Below are 16,570 nucleotides of genomic sequence, written 5' to 3'. Positions count from 1 at the left end.
ACCGGGTGTTGATGAAGGCGATCCGGGCGTGAAGCTGATCTGGCTTATTGCACTGGGCTGTGTGGCCTGGCGCATGATCGTCGGCCGCTGGCCCTGGCAGAAGAAGCCGCAAGTGCGCCGCTCGTTTGCCGCGGTCCATGCCCGCGAAGTGCTGGGCCTCGATGTGGGGGCCAGCCGCAAGGACATCCTCGACGCGCATCGCCGCCGCATTGCCGCGGTCCATCCCGACCGGGGCGGAAGCAGCGAGCAGGTGCACGAAGCCAATGCCGCGCGCGACCTGCTGCTTGCCGAGCTGACGCCGGACCAGCCGTCCTGAGCCGGGCATGAGCGCAGGCCCGAACGCAGATGGTGGCGGGGGCCACAGGCTCGATCCCACGATCCTGCGCGAATACGACATTCGCGGTGTTGCTGGTGCCACGCTCGGTGAAGCGGATGCCCATGCGATTGGCCGCAGCTTCGCGACCGTGGTGCGCCGGGAAGGCGGGGGCCGGATCGCGGTCGGCTACGACGGCAGGCTGAGTTCTCCGATGCTGGAGCAGGCGCTGGTGGCCGGGCTTGCCGCCAGCGGCGCCGACGTGGTGCGCATCGGGCTGGGGCCGACGCCGATGCTCTATTATGCCGAGGCTTCGGCCAGCGACATCGACGCGGGCATCCAGATCACCGGCAGCCATAACCCGCGCGATCACAACGGTTTCAAGTTCGTATTGCACGGCCGCCCGTTCTTCGGGGCCGAGATCCAGCACCTTGGCGCCATGGCCGCGGCGGGCGACTGGGAGCAGGGGGCCGGGCACTGCGAAGACCGGGCTGTCCTCGATGCTTATGTGGACCGGCTGCTCGAAGGGCTGGCGGGCGTCGATCCCGGCCGTCTGGCTGCGCTGCGGATCGGCTGGGATGCCGGGAACGGCGCGGCGGGACCGGCGCTGGAAAAGCTCGCGGCAAGGTTGCCGGGCGAGCATCATCTCCTTTTCACCGAGGTGGACGGGCATTTTCCCAACCACCATCCCGACCCGACGATCGAGGCGAACCTTGCCGATCTGAAGGCGCTGGTCTCGCGCGAAGGGCTCGATTTCGGTGTGGCTTTCGATGGCGATGCCGACCGTATCGGGGCCGTCGATGCCACCGGCAGGGTCATCTGGGGCGACCAGCTTATTGCGATTTTTGCCGAGGACGTTCTGCGCCGCCGGCCGGGCGCGACCATCGTGGCGGACGTCAAGGCCTCGCGCACGCTGTTCGATGCGATTGCCCGGAATGGCGGCCATCCGGTGATGGGCAGTTCGGGGCATTCGCTGGTCAAGGCGAAGATGAAGGAAACAGGCGCGGCGCTGGGCGGCGAAATGAGCGGCCATGTGTTCTTTGCCGACGATTACTATGGGTTCGACGACGGGCTCTATGCGGCAGTCAGGCTGATGGCCGCGACCGTGCGCTTGGGCCGGACGCTGGCCGAATTGCGCGATGCCATGCCGGAGACCTTCAGCACGCCCGAACTGCGCTTTCCCGTTGATGGCGCACGCAAGTTTGCCGCTGTCACGGAAGTGCAGGCGCGGCTGGCCGCAGACGGAGCGCAAGTCGTGGACATCGACGGCGTGCGCGTGACGACCCCGGACGGCTGGTGGCTGCTGCGCGCGTCCAATACGCAGGACATGCTGACCGCCCGCGCCGAAAGCGATACCCGCGAAGGGCTGGACCGGCTGATCGGCGAGATTGACGCGCAGCTGGCGCTTTCGGGCCTCTCGCGCGTCTAGAATGCCATCACAAGTCCGCCGATCACGACCGTGACGGCACTGGCCAGGAGAGGCAGGGTGCCATGCTTGCCCTTGCTCCATCCGCCCACGCTGGCCGAGACGAAGGCCTTGAACACGGTGTTGAGCGTGACCGAGAGTGCCAGCACCAGCGCCGCGTTGACGGGGGAGAGGGTTCCCTTGGGCAGGTTGCCCATGGTGATGATGGTCGAATCGACATCGACCGTGCCGGAAACCGCCAGCACCAGCGCCAGTTCGCGGTCTCCGAAATGTTCGAGAATCCAGCGCGCGGCCACTGTCAGGGCCATGACCAGCGCGGTGAGCACGAAGGCCGGTCCGAGGTCAAAGGGGTTGCGCATGGGCATCTTGTCCTGCGGCTCCTGCTCGGTGCCCTTGGGGACCTTGCGGAGATACCAGGCTGTGAAAGCCAGGCTGACCAGAAGGCCCGGCACGACCAGCCGTATCAGCGACAAGAGCGCAAACGGCGCGAGCGTGGCGGTCAGGACCATCACGCGCAAGTACATGACGGCCGATGCCGTCGAGATTCCGGCGGCAAGGATCGGCGTTCCGGCCGTGCCCTCCTTCATCCGCGTGGCCATCGAGGCGGTGACGGCCGTGGAGGACACGACCGATCCCGCAGCGGCCGTCGCGATCACGGCGCGGGTGGGGCCGAGCATACGCGCGGCGAAATAGCCGGCGAAGGAAAAGCCCGAGACAAGCACGACGACCATCCACAGCTTGCGCGGGTTCCACGCTGCATAAGGGCCGTAAGGCTGATCGGGCAGCAGCGGCAGGATCACCAGTGCAATCAGCGCGAAGCGCGCGATCGAGAGCACTTCCTTCTCGCTCAGATGCCGCACCCAGCTGTGAAGTTGTTCGCGCATGGCCAGCACCAGCACCATGACTACGGCGACGGCGGTGCCTGTCAGCCGCTCGCCGGTGCCGGTCAGGAATCCGCTGGCCAGCGTCAGCAGCGCGACCACGCCCGAAGTGCCGTCGATGCGTCCGCTGGCATGGGCCGTGCGTTCGTAGCCCAGCAGGACCAGCACCATGACGGCCGCGAGCAGGGCTGTCGCGGGGCCGCGCGCATGGTCGTAGAGCACGCCGGCGATACCGCCCGCGAGGCCCATCAGGGCAAAAGTGCGGATGCCGGCAAAGCGCGATCCGGAAGCCTGTTCGCGCAGGACCCAGCCGCGCTGCAGACCCACCAACAGGCCAAGGGCAAGGCCCATGGCGATGTTGATCAGATGGGAATAGTCGGAAAGCGCGGTCATCGAAGGGGCTGCCAAGGGTTGATCGGCGGGTCTTCGGGCAAGGGGGGCGGCTCCGCAAGGCTCTATCGCCTTTCTTCCGCAAGAGATCGCCTTTCCCCGCTGCGTTTACGGCCTAATGTGCTCCGCGATGATGATGCCATGGCAATCCAGAACTGCGGAATGGCGGGGCCGATGACGGGCGCGAGCGGGGTTCCGCCGGAAATCGCGGCGTGGTTCGCTGCGCGCGGCTGGCGGATGCGGCGCCATCAGGCGGAAATGCTGGCGGCAGCCGATGCCGGGCGGCACGCGCTGCTGGTGGCCGATACCGGCGCCGGCAAGACGCTGGCGGGGTTTCTGCCGACGCTGGCGGCCTTCAGCCCCTCGCGGCTTGCCGGCGCCGCTCCGCCCGAGGGATTGCACACGCTCTATGTCTCCCCGCTCAAGGCGCTTGCGCATGACGTGCAACGCAACCTGATCGCCCCGATCGAGGAGACCGGGCTTCCCATCCGCGTCGAGACGCGGAGCGGCGATACGCCGTCCGACCGCAAGGCGCGCCAGCGGGCCCGGCCGCCGCATGTGCTGCTGACTACGCCGGAATCGCTGTCGCTGCTGCTCAGCTATCCCGAAGCACCGGAGCTGTTCGCCGGTCTCAAGCGGGTGGTGATCGACGAGGTCCATGCCTTTGCGACGGGCAAGCGGGGGGATCTGCTGGCTCTGTCGCTGGCGCGTTTGCAGGCGCTCAGCCCCGATCTTCAGCGCGTGGCGTTGTCGGCAACGCTGGCCGATCCGGACGCCTATCGCGGCTGGCTTGCCCCCTGGGGCGACATCGGCAGCGTGGCATTGGTCGAAGGCGAGCCCGGCGCCGATCCGCATGTGGAGATTCTGCTCCCGCAGGAAGAGCGCATCCCGTGGAGCGGCCATGCAGCGACCTGGGCGATCCCACAACTGATCGCGCAGATCAGGGCGCACCGCACCACGCTGGTCTTCACCAATACCCGGTTCCTGGCCGAGTACATCTTCCAGGAATTGTGGGAGGCCAACGAGGAGAACCTGCCGATCGGCATCCACCACGGTTCGCTGTCGAAGGAAGCGCGGCGTAAGGTGGAAGGGGCGATGGCGCGGGGCGAATTGCGGGCACTGGTCTGCACGGCCAGCCTCGACCTGGGCATCGATTGGGGCGATATCGATCTGGTGGTGCAGATGGGCGCGCCCAAGGGCTCTTCGCGCCTGCTCCAGCGGATCGGCCGCGCCAACCATCGGCTGGACTGCCCGAGCGAGGCCTTGCTGGTGCCGGGCAACCGCTTCGAATTCCTGGAGGCTTTCGCGGCGCAGCAGGCGGTGCGCGAAGGGCAGCGCGATGGCGAGGCTTTCCGGCGGGGCGGGCTGGATGTTCTGGCGCAGCATGTCATGGCTGTGGCTTGCGCCGGGCCGTTCCGTGAACAGGCACTCCTGTCCGAAGTCCGCTCCTCACAGGCCTATGCCTGGGTCGACGAGGCCGTGTTCACCCGTGTGCTGGAATTCGTGGCGACGGGGGGATACGCGCTGCGCGCCTACGACCGCTTTCGCCGCATCGTGCGGGAGAAAGACGGAACCTGGCGTTTGACCCACCCGGAACATGCCGCGCGCCATCGCCTCAACGCCGGGATCATCGTCGATGCCGAGATGCTGGAGGTGCGGTTCCGCAACGGCCGGTCGCTGGGCAAGGTGGAGGAAGGCTTTGGTGCCAGTCTGAAGCCGGGCGATACGTTCCGCTTTGCAGGCCTGGATCTGGAAGTGGAATCGCTGAAGGATCTCGACCTGATCGTGCGCGCGGCGAAGCGTTCGGCGACCATCCCGAGCTACATGGGCCAGCGTATGCCGATCTCGACGCACCTTGCGGGCCGCGTGCGCGCGATGCTGTCCGACCGCGCGGGCTGGGCGCGCTTCCCCGATGATGTGCGCGAATGGCTGGAAGTGCAGGACTGGCGCTCGCACTTGCCCGCGCCGGGCCGATTGCTGGTCGAGAGCTTTCCGCATCAGGGCTTCGCCTATACCAGCTACTTCACGTTCGAGGGCTGGAATGCGAACCAGTCGCTGGGCATGTTGATCACACGGCGAATGGAAGACCGGGGGCTCGGGCCGCTGGGTTTCGTGGCAACCGACTACACGCTGGTGGTCTGGGGGCTGAAGCCGGTCGAGGACCCGGCTTCGCTCTTGTCCCCGGACATTCTCACGCACGAGTTCGTCGACTGGGTGCAGCAAAGCTATCTGCTGCGCCGGGCCTTTCGCGAAGTGGCGGTGATCTCGGGGCTCGTCGAGCGCCAGCATCCGGGCAAGCGCAAGTCCGGGCGGCAGGTCACGTTCTCGACCGACCTGATCTATGACGTGCTGCAGAAGTACGAACCCGATCACTTGCTGATCGAGGCGGCCTGGGCGGATGCCCGGGCGCGCATGACCGATGTGGCGCGCGTGGCCGATGTGCTGGAGCGGGCGGCGCGCGAGATCGATCATGTCCATCTCGACCGGATCAGTCCGCTGGCCGTTCCTGCCCTTTCGATGATCGGGCGCGAAAGCCTGCCGTCAGGGGCGGCGGATGAGGAACTGCTGGTGGAAGCGGAAAGCCTCGCGGCCATGGCGATGCGGGTGGACGAGCCGCGCCTTGACGGGGAAGGGGAGTGATCCCCGGTGCGTGCGCACCGGGGACAGAAGCCGGACCTATTTCCCGAACGCGCGGTGGCGTTCGTTGCCGACGAAACCGAAACGGGTGACGCCCGAGGTCTTGATCGTATCGACCACGTTCAGGGTCCGATCGTAGGCGGCATCGGCGGCGGGTTCGAATTGAAGCTCGGGCTCCACCGGCATCCGCGCGGTCTGGCGCAGCAGCGCGGATAGCTGCGGTGACGTCACGGGCGTGCCGTTCCAGAGGATCGTGCCCTGGCCCGTCAGCGTGATTTTGTTCTTGATGGTGTCCGGTATGACGGGCGGCACGGCGCTTTTGCCGGGCAGGTCGATATCGACGCTGTTGGTGGCAGCGGGGATCGTGATCACGAACATGATGAGCAGGACCAGCATGACGTCGATCAGCGGCGTCGTGTTGATGGCGGCGATGGGATCCTGGGATATGGCGCGCACGGCAGACGTCATGAGCATGTCCTTTCTGACTGCTCCGCGCCGGGAGGCACGTTACCCGGTATCCGCGCAACAAAAAAGGGGCGGATTGCTCCGCCCCTTCGTGGGATCCGCGAAGGACCCGGTTGGTTTCCGGCTTACTTGCCGAATTCCGAGAACTGCTCGTTGCCGACGAAACCGAACTTGGTCACGGCCGAGGCCTTGATGATCTGCAGCACCTGAGCCGACAGGTCATAGCTGGCATTGGGCTCGGGCTGGAACTGCAGTTCCGGCTCGGGGTCCATGTGGGTGGTCGCCTCAAGCGTGGTCAGCAGGCGCTGGCCATCGATCTGAGTGCCGTTCCACATGATCTCGTTGTTGACCGTGAGGACCACCTTGTTCTTCACCGGATCGATCGGCGGAGGGGTGTCCGTCGGAGGGGTCGCAACCGGCAGGTCGATATCGATCGAGTGGGTCGCAACCGGGATGGACATGATGAACATGATGAGGAGGCAGAGCATGACGTCGATCAACGGCGTCGTGTTCATCTCCATCATCGGCGCGCCATCGTCCTTGCCGCCTGACATTGCCATGGAAAGTTACTCCTGTTCCTGCCGAAACGTCACGCGTTCGGGTCGATCGGGTTGGTGATGAAGCCAACCGTCGGGTAGCCCGAAATCTGGACGTTGTAGATCGCGCCGGCAATGCACCGCCAGGGAGCATTGACGTCACCGCGGATGTGAACCTGCGGGATCTGGTCCGGGTTCTGCATGAGAGCCTCAGGACCGCCCGCGCGCTTCACGATCGCGTCAAGACGCTTGAAGGCCTTGTCGCGCAGCTCTTCCGAAGTGACCGGCGTGATGTTGTTGAGGTAGATGCGGCATTCGCCGTTGCGCGACGCGCCCTGGTAGCCAGGTTCGCCAGCGCTGCGGCCTGCATCGTCGGTAGTCGAGACGGTGAGAAGAAGGTTTTCGACCTTGTCCTTCGATTCGACGGCCACGATGACCGGGATGCGAAGCTTTTCGATCGTCTGGATCGCGACCGGGACCGCGATGAGGAAGATGATCAGCAGCACCAGCATGACGTCGACGAGCGGCGTCGTGTTGATGTCGGACATAGGTGCGTCTGCACCACCTCCGCCCGTGGATATCGCCATAGTCTTATCCTAATCCTTGCGTTGCCTGGAGGCGGGCGGCGGATTGCGCATGCACCGTGCCGCCGCCTGTCTCCCGCGGGAAGCGGAACCGGACGGCCCGGTTCCGCGAACCCGTGCTCCTTACGACTTGGCCGGAGCGGCAGCCGGCTTGGCAGGAGCAGCCTTGGCGGGAGCAGCGGCCATGGCGGGCTTGACGGCGCCGCCCGAAGCAATGTTGGCCAGCACGTCGGTCGAGAAGCCGGTCAGCAGCTCGGCGATGCGCTTGTTGCGGGCCTGCAGGTAGTTGTAGGCGAGAACGGCGGGAACGGCGACGAGCAGACCCAGAGCGGTCATGATCAGAGCTTCACCGACCGGACCGGCGACCTTGTCGATCGAGGCCGAACCGGCGAGGCCGATGGCGATCAGGGCGCGGTAGATGCCGACGACGGTACCGAACAGACCGATGAACGGCGAGGTCGCGCCGACGGTGGCAAGGAACGGAAGGCCGCCAGCAAGGCGGGCGTTGATCGAGGCTTCCGAACGGGCCAGCGAGCCGTGCAGCCAGTCGTGCGATTCGGTCGGGTCCTTGAGCTTCAGAGCTTCTTCTTCAGCCTTAACGCCGTCGTCGACGATCTGGCGCCATGCGCTGTTCTTCTCGAGCTTGGCTGCGCCTTCCTTCAGGGTCGGAGCCTTCCAGAACGAAGTGCGGACAGCGCCGAACTGGCGAATGATCTTCGACTGTTCGAACCACTTGGTGAACAGGATGTAGAACGAGCCGAACGACATGGTGCCCAGAATGATCACAGTGGCATAGGCAATGAAGCCGCCCTGCTTCAGCGCTTCGGTGAAGCCGAATTTGTTCTGCGGCGCAGCTTCAGCGGCAGCGGCAAGGATATCAACGATAAGCATGCGATTTACCTCTCAAGAAGAATGCAGGATGGGCCGGGAGCAGCAGCCCGGCCGGGCCGTCAATTAGTTAAGCTTGTAAACGATCGCGGTCGCATAGGAGCCGCCGGTCGGATTGCCCGCGGCATCCAGGGCCGGGTTGAAGCGAGCGTAACGGGTCATGCCGTCGCAAGCCGCCTCGTCCAGATCCGGGCTGCCGCTCGAACTGGTGACCGAGCAGGAATCCACGCGGCCTTCGGCATTGATCGTGACGCGCACGCCGACGCGGCCTTCACGCTCTTCACGAGCGGCGCGGGTCGGGTAGTTCGCCTGGATGCGTGCAGCCCAGCTGCCCTGGCCCTTGGGCGATGCGCCACGGGCCTTTGACGGCGCCGGAGGCGGCGGGGCCGGGGGCGGCGCAGCCGTCTGGATGACCACCGGCGGCGGCGGCGGCGGAGTGATCACGGTCTGCACCGGCGGCGGGGCCGGGGCAATGTTGATCGGCGGCGGCGGCGCCACGATCGGCGGCGGCGGCGTATCTTCCTTCGGAGGCGGCGGCGGGGGCTCCTCCTTGGGCTTCTCCGGTTCCTTGATATCAACCGTGGTTACTTTGCTGATCACTTTCTTCGCCGCCTCATAGGCAAGGCCCGTGACGAGCGCGTAGCCGACGAAGACATGGATCAGCGCGACAATGACAAGCGCGGTAATCTTATTACCGCTCATTTGCTGGTCAGCGTAAGCCATTCAGACCCTTCACTCCATTACCAAGCCCCGGAACATATCCAAAAAGCAGACAAGTCCAAGGGCGCCCATAGTCTCCCCCCGGAAGCGGAGCCCATGACGAAACTCTAAATTACCCACCCTGACGGCTGACAGTCCACCAGCCGTAAACGTGCGACGGGCAAGCGGACCGAGGAGCATTTTTGTATTTTCGCCCCGTTTCGCGAGTTTCCTTAGCGGTGAAGCCACCCCTGCGCAACGCCTTATCCGCGGTTCAAGGGTTAACCCGCAATTCAGGGATGTTCGCGCCAAGCTATGCACGCACAATTTTGAGCCTGTCTCAGCTCGTGATTATAACATGCGGCATTTCCACGGAGATTGTCATCGATGGCAGTGAAATCGAAACACCTCTGGGCGGCTCTGGGCGGCGCGATGCTGGCGATTTCGGCGGTTCCGGCGCTGGCGCAGGTTGACGCGCCGACGGGGGTAGAGCCCACTTTTGCAGACATTGCCGATCTTTCCGATTCGGCCGGATTGGTGGTGCTCGTCGAAGTGGCGAAGATGGTGCGCGTGGAAGATGCAAGAGCGCCCGGACGGCAGCCGGGCTACGGCCGCTTCTACATCGAGGCCAAGACGCTGGCGCTGCTGACGGGACGCGCGCCGCTGGGCGAATCGGTCAAATATCTTGTGGATTTGCCGCTGGACGCGCGCGGAAAGCCGCCGAAGCTCAAGAAACAGAGGGTTTTCCTGTTCGCCCGGGCGGTTCCCGGACGGCCCGGCGAACTGCAACTGGTCACGCGGACCGCGCAATGGCAGCGTACCGCTGCCGGCGAGGCGCGGCTGCGCGCCATTCTCAAATCGCTGGTTTCGCCCGACGCGCCGGCGAAAGTGACAGGGGTGCGCGAGCTGTTCTATGCGCCCGGAAATCTGGCAGGCCAGGGCGAGACCCAGATCTTCCTCAAGACCGAAAACGGGTCGGCGGCCTCGATCACCGTGCGCCACGACGGCAATGGCCCGCCGGTCTGGGGGGTGTCGTTCTCGGAGTTGGTGGCCGATCTGGGGCATCCTCCGCAGCCGGACACTCTGGCCTGGTATCGCCTGGCCTGCTTCCTGCCCAACGTGCCGCCGCCCGGTGCGAATGTGTCAGAAGGCTTCGCCGCGAAGCAGCAGGCGGAAGCGGATTACCGCACGGTTCTGGGTGAACTGGGCGTGTGCCGGCGCAATCTGTCCTGACGGTTTGTCCAGCGCGGCCGGTGTGGGCGGCCAGTGTGGATGGGCAGTGTGGGCAGGTGGTGCGAAGGTGCTGGAAATTCGCCTGTGCCTGCCCTAGGGCGCGCTCCCGAAAGGGAGCATTATGGTTGAACCGCTCAAAATCGCACTTGCAGGTCTGGGAACTGTCGGAACCGGCGTCGTCCGTCTCATCGAGACGAATGCCGAACTGATCGCGCGGCGTGCCGGGCGTCCCATCCGCATTACGGCCGTGAGCGCGCGGGATCGGAGCAAGGACCGCGGTGTCGATCTGTCTCCCTATGCCTGGGAAGACGATCCGTCGGCGATCGCTGCGCGCAGCGATGTCGATGTCGTGGTGGAACTCGTCGGCGGCTCGGACGGCCCGGCGCTGACTCTGGCCCGCGGGGCGATCAAGCACGGCAAGGGCCTTGTCACCGCCAACAAGGCGATGATCGCCCACCATGGCCTGGAACTGGCCGCCGGTGCGGAGCAGGCCGGGGTTCCGCTCAAGTTCGAGGCGGCGGTGGCTGGCGGCATTCCCGTCATCAAGGGGCTGAGCGAAGGTGCGGCCGCCAATGCCATAGACCGGGTCTATGGCATCCTGAACGGGACGTGCAATTACATCCTCTCGACCATGGAGGACACGGGCGCGGACTTTGGCGACGTGCTCGCCGATGCCCAGCGTCTGGGCTATGCCGAGGCCGATCCCACGTTCGACATCGAAGGCATCGATGCGGCGCACAAGCTCGCGATCCTGGCCTCCATCGCTTTCGGGGCGCGGCTTCGGTTCGATGCGGTCGAGACGATGGGCATCTCGCGGGTCAAGGCGGCGGATATCGAGCAGGCGCGTGCGCTGGGCTATGTGATCCGCCTGATCGGCACTGCCGAAATCGACCGCAGCGAAGGCGAGCCGCGCCTGTTCCAGCGCGTGCGCCCGCATCTGGTGCCGTTCGATCATCCGCTGGCCCATGTCGATGGTGCGACCAATGCCGTCGTTGCCGAGGGCAATTTCATGGGCCGCCTGCTGTTTCAGGGTGCCGGTGCCGGCGACGGCCCGACCGCCAGCGCCGTGGTTGCCGACATCATCGACATTGCCCGCGGCGAAAAGGGGGCGGCGTTCTCGATGCCGGCCGGCGATCTGGAAGCGATGGAGCCGGCGCCGACCGGCCATCGCCTCGGCCGGTCCTATATCCGCTTCACGGTGCCCGACCGCCCCGGCGTGCTGGCCGATATCACGGCGGCGATGCGCGACGCCGGTGTCTCGATCGAAAGCCTGATCCAGAAGGGCGACCCGGACGATGATGGCGAGGTGATCCTGGCCCTCGTGACCCACGAGGTGCCCGAGAGCGCGGTGAGCGAGGCCATGCGGATCCTCGAGGGGTCGGACAGCCTGACGGCGCAGCCGCTGGTGATGCAGATCATCGGCGACTGAGGTCCTGCACGCGCCCGGAAGCCGCCGCAGGCGGCCTCAGGGCGCGCGCATTTCGCCTTTTGCGATCTTGTCCGCGTCCGATCCGGCGGGGGCTTCCGGGATTGAGGACAAGTCGATCAGATAGGGCTGTTCGGGCGGACAGGGCGGAATCATGCACATTCCGCTCATCGTCGACTTGCCCTTGAAGATGCCGCCGCCCGCGACATCCGGCGTATGCAGCCGGCCGTCGTTCAGCGCTGCTGCGGAATCGGGATCGAGATCCGCGCTCGACTTGACGCGGAATTCATCCTCGTCAGGCGCGCAGACCGTGATTTCGCCCTGCTTGATCGTGCGCAGGCAATGGTTGCGGGACCTGTCGGGCGTGATCCGCCCGCCTATTCCCAGCATCTTTTCGGCAATGGCGCGGTCCTCCTCGCTCGGCTCATTCGTCGTTTGGGCCGCTGTTTGGGCCGCTGTTTGGGCCGCTGTCTGGGCCAACGCCGGGGCAGGACCCATTGCGGCAAGTGCGAAAAGGACTTTCCAGCTTCTCGACAATTCCAATTCCTCTGTCTAAGCGGGCCAGACCTTGCCTCCCAGGATTAATCCGGAGTGAACATGCCCGAAAAGTCGACTCCCGCAAGTAAAGTCCTTGATCGCGTTCTGGTTCTCGAAATGGTTCGGGTTACCGAAGCAGCTGCCATTGCTGCTTCCAGCCTGGTCGGCCGAGGGGACGAGAAGGCTGCTGATCATGCCGCTGTCGAAGCCATGCGCAAGGCTTTTGACGAACTCTACATCGACGGTACTGTCGTCATCGGTGAGGGTGAGCGCGACGAAGCGCCGATGCTCTTCATTGGCGAGAAGGTCGGCGGCGCGCCGGGCAAGGGGCCGAAGATCGATATCGCGCTCGACCCGCTGGAAGGCACCACGATCACGGCCAAGGCCGGTCCGAATGCGCTGGCCGTGCTGGCGGCTGCCGAAGAAGGCGGCCTGCTCAATGCGCCCGACGTCTACATGGACAAGATCGCGGTCGGCCCTGGCTACCCGGAAGGCGTGATCGACCTCGACAAGACCCCGACCGAGAACGTCAAGGCCGTGGCTGCGGCCAAGGGCGTGAAGCCGGAAGAGATCATCGTCTGCGTCCTCGACCGTCCGCGTCACGAGGCGCTGATCGCCGAACTGCGCGATCTGGGCTGCGGCGTCGTGCTGATCGGCGACGGTGACGTTGCCGGTGTGATCGCCGTGACCGACGAGAACACGACGATCGACATGTACATGGGCTCCGGCGGCGCGCCCGAGGGCGTGCTCGCGGCGGCTGCGCTGCGCTGCGTGGGCGGCCAGTTCAACGGCCGTCTGCTGTTCCGCAACGACGACGAACGCGCCCGCGCGCGCAAGTGGGGCATCACGGATCTGAACAAGATCTACAAGCTGGAGGAACTCGCCAAGGGTGACTGCATCTTTGCCGCCACCGGCGTGACCAGCGGCTCGCTGCTCGATGGCGTCAAGCACCTCAAGGGCGGCAAGATGACGACCGAGAGCGTCGTCATGCGCGCCAGCTCGGGCACCGTGCGCTGGATCAAGGGCGAGCACCGCATCGTCTGACCGGTCACATGCAGATTTTCACAAAGGCCGGGTCCGGATCGTCCGGGGCCGGCCTTTGCTTTGCCCGCTTCCGGTGAAAACGGCGGGTACTCTATTGCATTCGCATGACGCATGGCTAGAGGCGGGCGCGATCAGCCAACACCTCCGGCCGTTTGTTTGAGGGATTCGCCATGAAGATCATGTCCGGCAACAGCAACCTTCCGCTCGCACGTGCGATCGCAGGATATCTGGAGCTGCCGCTCACCGATGCGAGCGTTCGCCGCTTCGCCGACGAGGAGATCTTCGTCGAGATCCACGAGAACGTGCGCGGCGAGGACGTCTTCGTGGTTCAGCCCACCAGCTACCCGGCGAACGACAACCTGATGGAGCTGCTGATCTGCATCGACGCGCTGCGCCGCGCTTCGGCCAAGCGCATCACGGCGGTGGTGCCCTACTTCGGCTACGCCCGCCAGGACCGCAAGCCGGGCCCGCGCACGCCGATTTCGGCCAAGCTGGTGGCCAACCTGATTACCGAGGCGGGCGCCGACCGCGTGCTGTCGGTCGATCTTCACGCCGGGCAGATCCAGGGCTTCTTCGACATCCCGACCGACAACCTGTTCGCCGCGCCGGTCATGGCGGCGGACATCCAGGCCCGTTACGGCGATCAGGCGCTGATGGTGGTCTCGCCCGACGTCGGCGGCGTGGTGCGCGCCCGCGCGCTCGCCAAGCGTCTCGACAATGCGCCGCTGGCCATCGTCGACAAGCGCCGCGACCGTCCCGGCCAGTCGGAAGTCATGAACATTATCGGCGACGTGAAGGGCCGGGCCTGCATCCTGATCGACGACATCATCGATTCGGGCGGCACCCTGTGCAATGCGGCGCAGGCGCTGATGGACGAAGGCGCGACAAGCGTCACTGCCTACATCACGCACGGCGTCCTGTCCGGCGCGGCCGTTTCGCGCGTCAGCAATTCGGCGCTCAAGGAGCTGGTGATCACCGACTCGATCCAGACGACCGAGTCCGCCAAGCAGTCCGACCGCATCCGCGTGCTGACGATTGCGCCGCTGATCGGCGAGGCGATCCGCCGTATTGCCGACGAAAGCTCGGTCTCCAGCCTGTTCGATTGAGGCTTGCCGGACCGGCCTCAGGTCCGGTCCTGTTCCTGTTCCCAGGGCCTAGCCTGTCCGGGCGCGAGCCGGTGGAGCGCTTCGAGCCTTCGTGCCTGACGCGATTCGAGCGAAAGGGTGAGAATCGGCTGCGGCTTCTTCACGAACTGGCGTGGAGACATGCCGAACAGCGCCGTGAACTCGTGGATCAGGTGGCTTTCGTCATAGTAGCGAAGCGCCATCTCCTCGCCTTCATCCGAATCGGCGACGCCGCGTAAATGGCTGGCCATGTCGAGCGCGCGGGCCCGGCGCAGGACCTGCTTGGGTGGCATACCGAAATCGCGGTTGGCCACGCGTTCCAGCTTGCGCCGTTCCACGCCGCAAAGCCGGGCCGCCTCACCGACGGACATTCCCGGATCGCTGAACGTGATTTCCTCGAAGCGGGCGGCGATCGGGTCGGGCTTGGCCCCGTCCATCTGCTCGACCCGATCGCGCACCAGGTCTTCCAGAGCGTGAAGCCAGTCTTCGGGCATGGCGTCGGGCGGCAACATCGCCAGGATCTGTTCCGAAGGCAGGCTGATGGCGGCTGTGGGCACCATCCGGTCGAGATACTCGGCAAGTCTTGGCCCCCGCAGCGCGGTGCAGGCGCCCGGTCGCATCGCCAAGCCCACGCTGGTGAAGCTGCCGGTGACAGTGACGGGCATGCGTTTCGTCTGCGGCCCGAAGAACAGGGCCTCGCGGTTGAAGGCCTCGTGTCCGCTTGCGGTTTCAGCCGTCCATTTACCGGCGAGCTGGATACGGAGGAAGGCGGCATCGCTGAACAATCCGCATGACAGCGTGTAGTCGGCAGGCGCCGAGACTTTCGTGACGTAGAGGCGCGCCACCCATGGGGCCAGATCGGGTGCCGGAGCACGATTGTAAGACAGGGGCTGTCCACCTTTCGTGAACCCCTGTTCCGGTGCGATCGCCGGATCGATCGCCGGCCGCTTGCTGTGTTCCATACCCCGCTCTTGCCACGACCCCTTTGAATGAGGAAAATACGTCTCGTGAAACAGTCGTGCAACGTGGGAAAGCCCACATCGGGCTATTGTTCCCTGCCATTTTATTACAGGTTTAGCGAATGCGCGATGGCCGCTTGACCGCAGCGGTATCCCATGGGCACAGGGCTGCCATGAAAATCGAACAGGACATCGCTCTCGCCGTGAGGCTCGCCGAGGCGGCCGGCCAGGCCATCCGCCCCCATTTTCGCAGCGGTCTGGATGCCGAGCGCAAGGCCGATGCCTCACCGGTCACGATCGCCGACCGCGCGGCCGAGGAAGCAATGCGCCGCATCCTGCAGGCCGAGGTGCCGCAGGACGCGATCATCGGCGAGGAGTTCGGGAACGAGGCCGGCACGTCGAACCGGACCTGGGTGCTTGATCCGATCGACGGAACCGTTTCCTTTATCGCGGGCCGGCCGATTTTCGGCACGCTGGTCTCGCTGCTGGTCGATGGCTGGCCGGTGCTGGGGATCATCGACCAGCCGATCCTGGGCGAGCGCTGGATCGGCGCCAGCGGCCAGCCGACCACGTTCAATGGCAAGCCCGTGCGCACCCGCTCGTGCCGCGAACTGTCCGAGGCCATGCTGGCGACCACCGGGCCGCAGTATTTCGACGACCATCAGGGCGATCACTTCATGGCGCTGGCCGCGCGCACCGATCACCGCCGGATGATGATGGGCGGGGATTGCTACAATTATGGCCTGCTGGCGAGCGGCCAGATCGATCTGGTCTGCGAGGCCGGATTGAAGCTGCACGACTGGGCGGCGCTGGTGCCTGTTGTCGAAGGGGCGGGCGGCACGATGTGCGACTGGAACGGCGATCCGCTCCATGCCGAATCGGAAGGGCATGTTCTCGCCATCGGCGATCCGGCGCGGCTGGAAGACGTGATCGAAGCTCTGGCTTGCCATCATTGAGCCAGACCCGTTGAGCAGGCCCCGTTGAGCCGGACTTTGCGTCTTTTCGTCTACGGCACTTTGCAGCCGCAGGCGGGGACACGCATGGCGCGCTGGATCGCGGCGCGGCTGGTGAAAGGCGAGGCGGCCAGCGTGCCCGGGCGCCTCTTCGCCATTCGCGGCGGGAATGGCTGGTTCCCGGCACTGGTTCCCGCAAAGTCGGGCGCGCGGGTGCGGGGCACGCTCTGCCAACTCAGCCTGGCTCCCGGCGATCTGGCGCGGCTGGACCGCTACGAAGGGCTGGAGTACCGCCGCGCTGGCCTGCCGGTCCGAACGGCCTGCGGAGGCCGTGTCAGGGCGCAGGTCTATCTTTGGCGCATCGCCTTGCCGGCAAAGGCTCCGGCGATTGCCGGGGGCGATTTTCCGGACTGGCTGCGGCGGACGCGGCGCCGGCCGTTCTCGACTTTGCGCAACGGGTCCTGAGCTGGGCGCT

At 65.6% G+C, this 16,570-nt stretch carries 17 protein-coding genes; 9 read left to right on the top strand and 8 right to left on the bottom strand.

What is annotated here, in order from left to right; translation table 11 throughout:
- Positions 1 to 28: 28 nt before the first annotated feature.
- Positions 29 to 316 carry a J domain-containing protein gene (locus NN5_RS05260; protein WP_245656248.1) on the top strand — a complete coding sequence of 96 codons (288 nt, stop codon included), beginning with the start codon at positions 29 to 31 and terminating at the stop codon, positions 314 to 316.
- Between the two features lie 7 nt (positions 317 to 323).
- Complete coding sequence (gene pgmG / locus NN5_RS05255) at positions 324 to 1,742, top strand: phosphoglucomutase/phosphomannomutase PgmG (RefSeq protein ID WP_067732971.1); 1,419 nt, start codon at positions 324 to 326, stop codon at positions 1,740 to 1,742.
- Here pgmG and NN5_RS05250 read toward each other — a convergent pair.
- Complete coding sequence (locus NN5_RS05250) at positions 1,739 to 3,013, bottom strand: MgtC/SapB family protein (protein WP_067732970.1); 1,275 nt, start codon at positions 3,011 to 3,013, stop codon at positions 1,739 to 1,741. The genes pgmG and NN5_RS05250 overlap by 4 nt on opposite strands.
- A gap of 171 nt (positions 3,014 to 3,184) precedes the next feature.
- Between NN5_RS05250 and NN5_RS05245 the strand changes: the two genes are divergently transcribed.
- Positions 3,185 to 5,650, top strand: a complete 2,466-nt coding sequence (locus NN5_RS05245) for a ligase-associated DNA damage response DEXH box helicase (RefSeq protein WP_067733022.1) — start codon at positions 3,185 to 3,187, stop codon at positions 5,648 to 5,650.
- A gap of 36 nt (positions 5,651 to 5,686) precedes the next feature.
- On the opposite strand, the gene NN5_RS05240 is transcribed toward NN5_RS05245, so the two are convergent.
- The 5 genes from NN5_RS05240 to NN5_RS05220 all read right to left on the bottom strand — a co-directional run bounded on the left by NN5_RS05240 (position 5,687) and on the right by NN5_RS05220 (position 8,843).
- A complete protein-coding gene (locus NN5_RS05240) occupies positions 5,687 to 6,115 on the bottom strand; it encodes an ExbD/TolR family protein (protein WP_067733021.1) in 429 nt (142 codons plus the stop codon).
- 122 nt (positions 6,116 to 6,237) lie between these two features.
- Positions 6,238 to 6,672, bottom strand: coding sequence for an ExbD/TolR family protein (locus NN5_RS05235; protein WP_067732969.1), 435 nt, complete (start codon positions 6,670 to 6,672; stop codon positions 6,238 to 6,240).
- Positions 6,673 to 6,701: 29 nt separating this feature from the next.
- Entirely contained in the window at positions 6,702 to 7,235 is a 534-nt protein-coding gene (locus NN5_RS05230) for an ExbD/TolR family protein (RefSeq protein WP_174523878.1), read from the bottom strand.
- 120 nt (positions 7,236 to 7,355) lie between these two features.
- Positions 7,356 to 8,123 (bottom strand): MotA/TolQ/ExbB proton channel family protein, encoded by a 768-nt coding sequence (locus tag NN5_RS05225; RefSeq protein ID WP_067732967.1) that lies wholly within the window; start codon positions 8,121 to 8,123, stop codon positions 7,356 to 7,358.
- Positions 8,124 to 8,186: 63 nt separating this feature from the next.
- A complete protein-coding gene (locus NN5_RS05220) occupies positions 8,187 to 8,843 on the bottom strand; it encodes a TonB family protein (protein WP_067732966.1) in 657 nt (218 codons plus the stop codon).
- A 363-nt stretch (positions 8,844 to 9,206) separates the two neighbouring features.
- Between NN5_RS05220 and NN5_RS05215 the strand changes: the two genes are divergently transcribed.
- Positions 9,207 to 10,052: a hypothetical protein gene (locus tag NN5_RS05215; protein WP_067732965.1), complete on the top strand. Its 846-nt coding sequence runs from the start codon at positions 9,207 to 9,209 to the stop codon at positions 10,050 to 10,052.
- Positions 10,053 to 10,173: 121 nt separating this feature from the next.
- A complete protein-coding gene (locus NN5_RS05210) occupies positions 10,174 to 11,481 on the top strand; it encodes a homoserine dehydrogenase (protein WP_067732964.1) in 1,308 nt (435 codons plus the stop codon).
- 36 nt (positions 11,482 to 11,517) lie between these two features.
- On the opposite strand, the gene NN5_RS05205 is transcribed toward NN5_RS05210, so the two are convergent.
- A complete protein-coding gene (locus tag NN5_RS05205; protein WP_067733020.1) occupies positions 11,518 to 11,868 on the bottom strand; it encodes a hypothetical protein in 351 nt (116 codons plus the stop codon).
- Positions 11,869 to 12,075: 207 nt separating this feature from the next.
- On the opposite strand from NN5_RS05205, the gene glpX reads away from it, so the two are divergent.
- Both glpX and NN5_RS05195 read left to right on the top strand, forming a co-directional pair.
- A complete protein-coding gene (glpX, locus tag NN5_RS05200) occupies positions 12,076 to 13,059 on the top strand; it encodes a class II fructose-bisphosphatase (RefSeq protein ID WP_067732963.1) in 984 nt (327 codons plus the stop codon).
- A 170-nt stretch (positions 13,060 to 13,229) separates the two neighbouring features.
- Positions 13,230 to 14,165 (top strand): ribose-phosphate pyrophosphokinase, encoded by a 936-nt coding sequence (locus NN5_RS05195; RefSeq protein WP_067732962.1) that lies wholly within the window; start codon positions 13,230 to 13,232, stop codon positions 14,163 to 14,165.
- A gap of 17 nt (positions 14,166 to 14,182) precedes the next feature.
- Here NN5_RS05195 and NN5_RS05190 read toward each other — a convergent pair whose 3' ends face one another.
- Complete coding sequence (locus tag NN5_RS05190; RefSeq protein ID WP_067732961.1) at positions 14,183 to 15,145, bottom strand: helix-turn-helix domain-containing protein; 963 nt, start codon at positions 15,143 to 15,145, stop codon at positions 14,183 to 14,185.
- Between the two features lie 170 nt (positions 15,146 to 15,315).
- Between NN5_RS05190 and hisN the strand changes: the two genes are divergently transcribed.
- A complete protein-coding gene (gene hisN, locus NN5_RS05185) occupies positions 15,316 to 16,098 on the top strand; it encodes a histidinol-phosphatase (RefSeq protein ID WP_067732960.1) in 783 nt (260 codons plus the stop codon).
- Between the two features lie 24 nt (positions 16,099 to 16,122).
- Entirely contained in the window at positions 16,123 to 16,560 is a 438-nt protein-coding gene (locus NN5_RS05180) for a gamma-glutamylcyclotransferase family protein (protein ID WP_067732959.1), read from the top strand.
- Positions 16,561 to 16,570: the final 10 nt, after the last annotated feature.

It is taken from the genome of Novosphingobium naphthalenivorans NBRC 102051 (genome assembly GCF_001590985.1).
Classification (GTDB): Bacteria; Pseudomonadota; Alphaproteobacteria; order Sphingomonadales; family Sphingomonadaceae; genus Novosphingobium; species Novosphingobium naphthalenivorans.
This window is presented reverse-complemented; position numbering and strand designations above follow the sequence as displayed.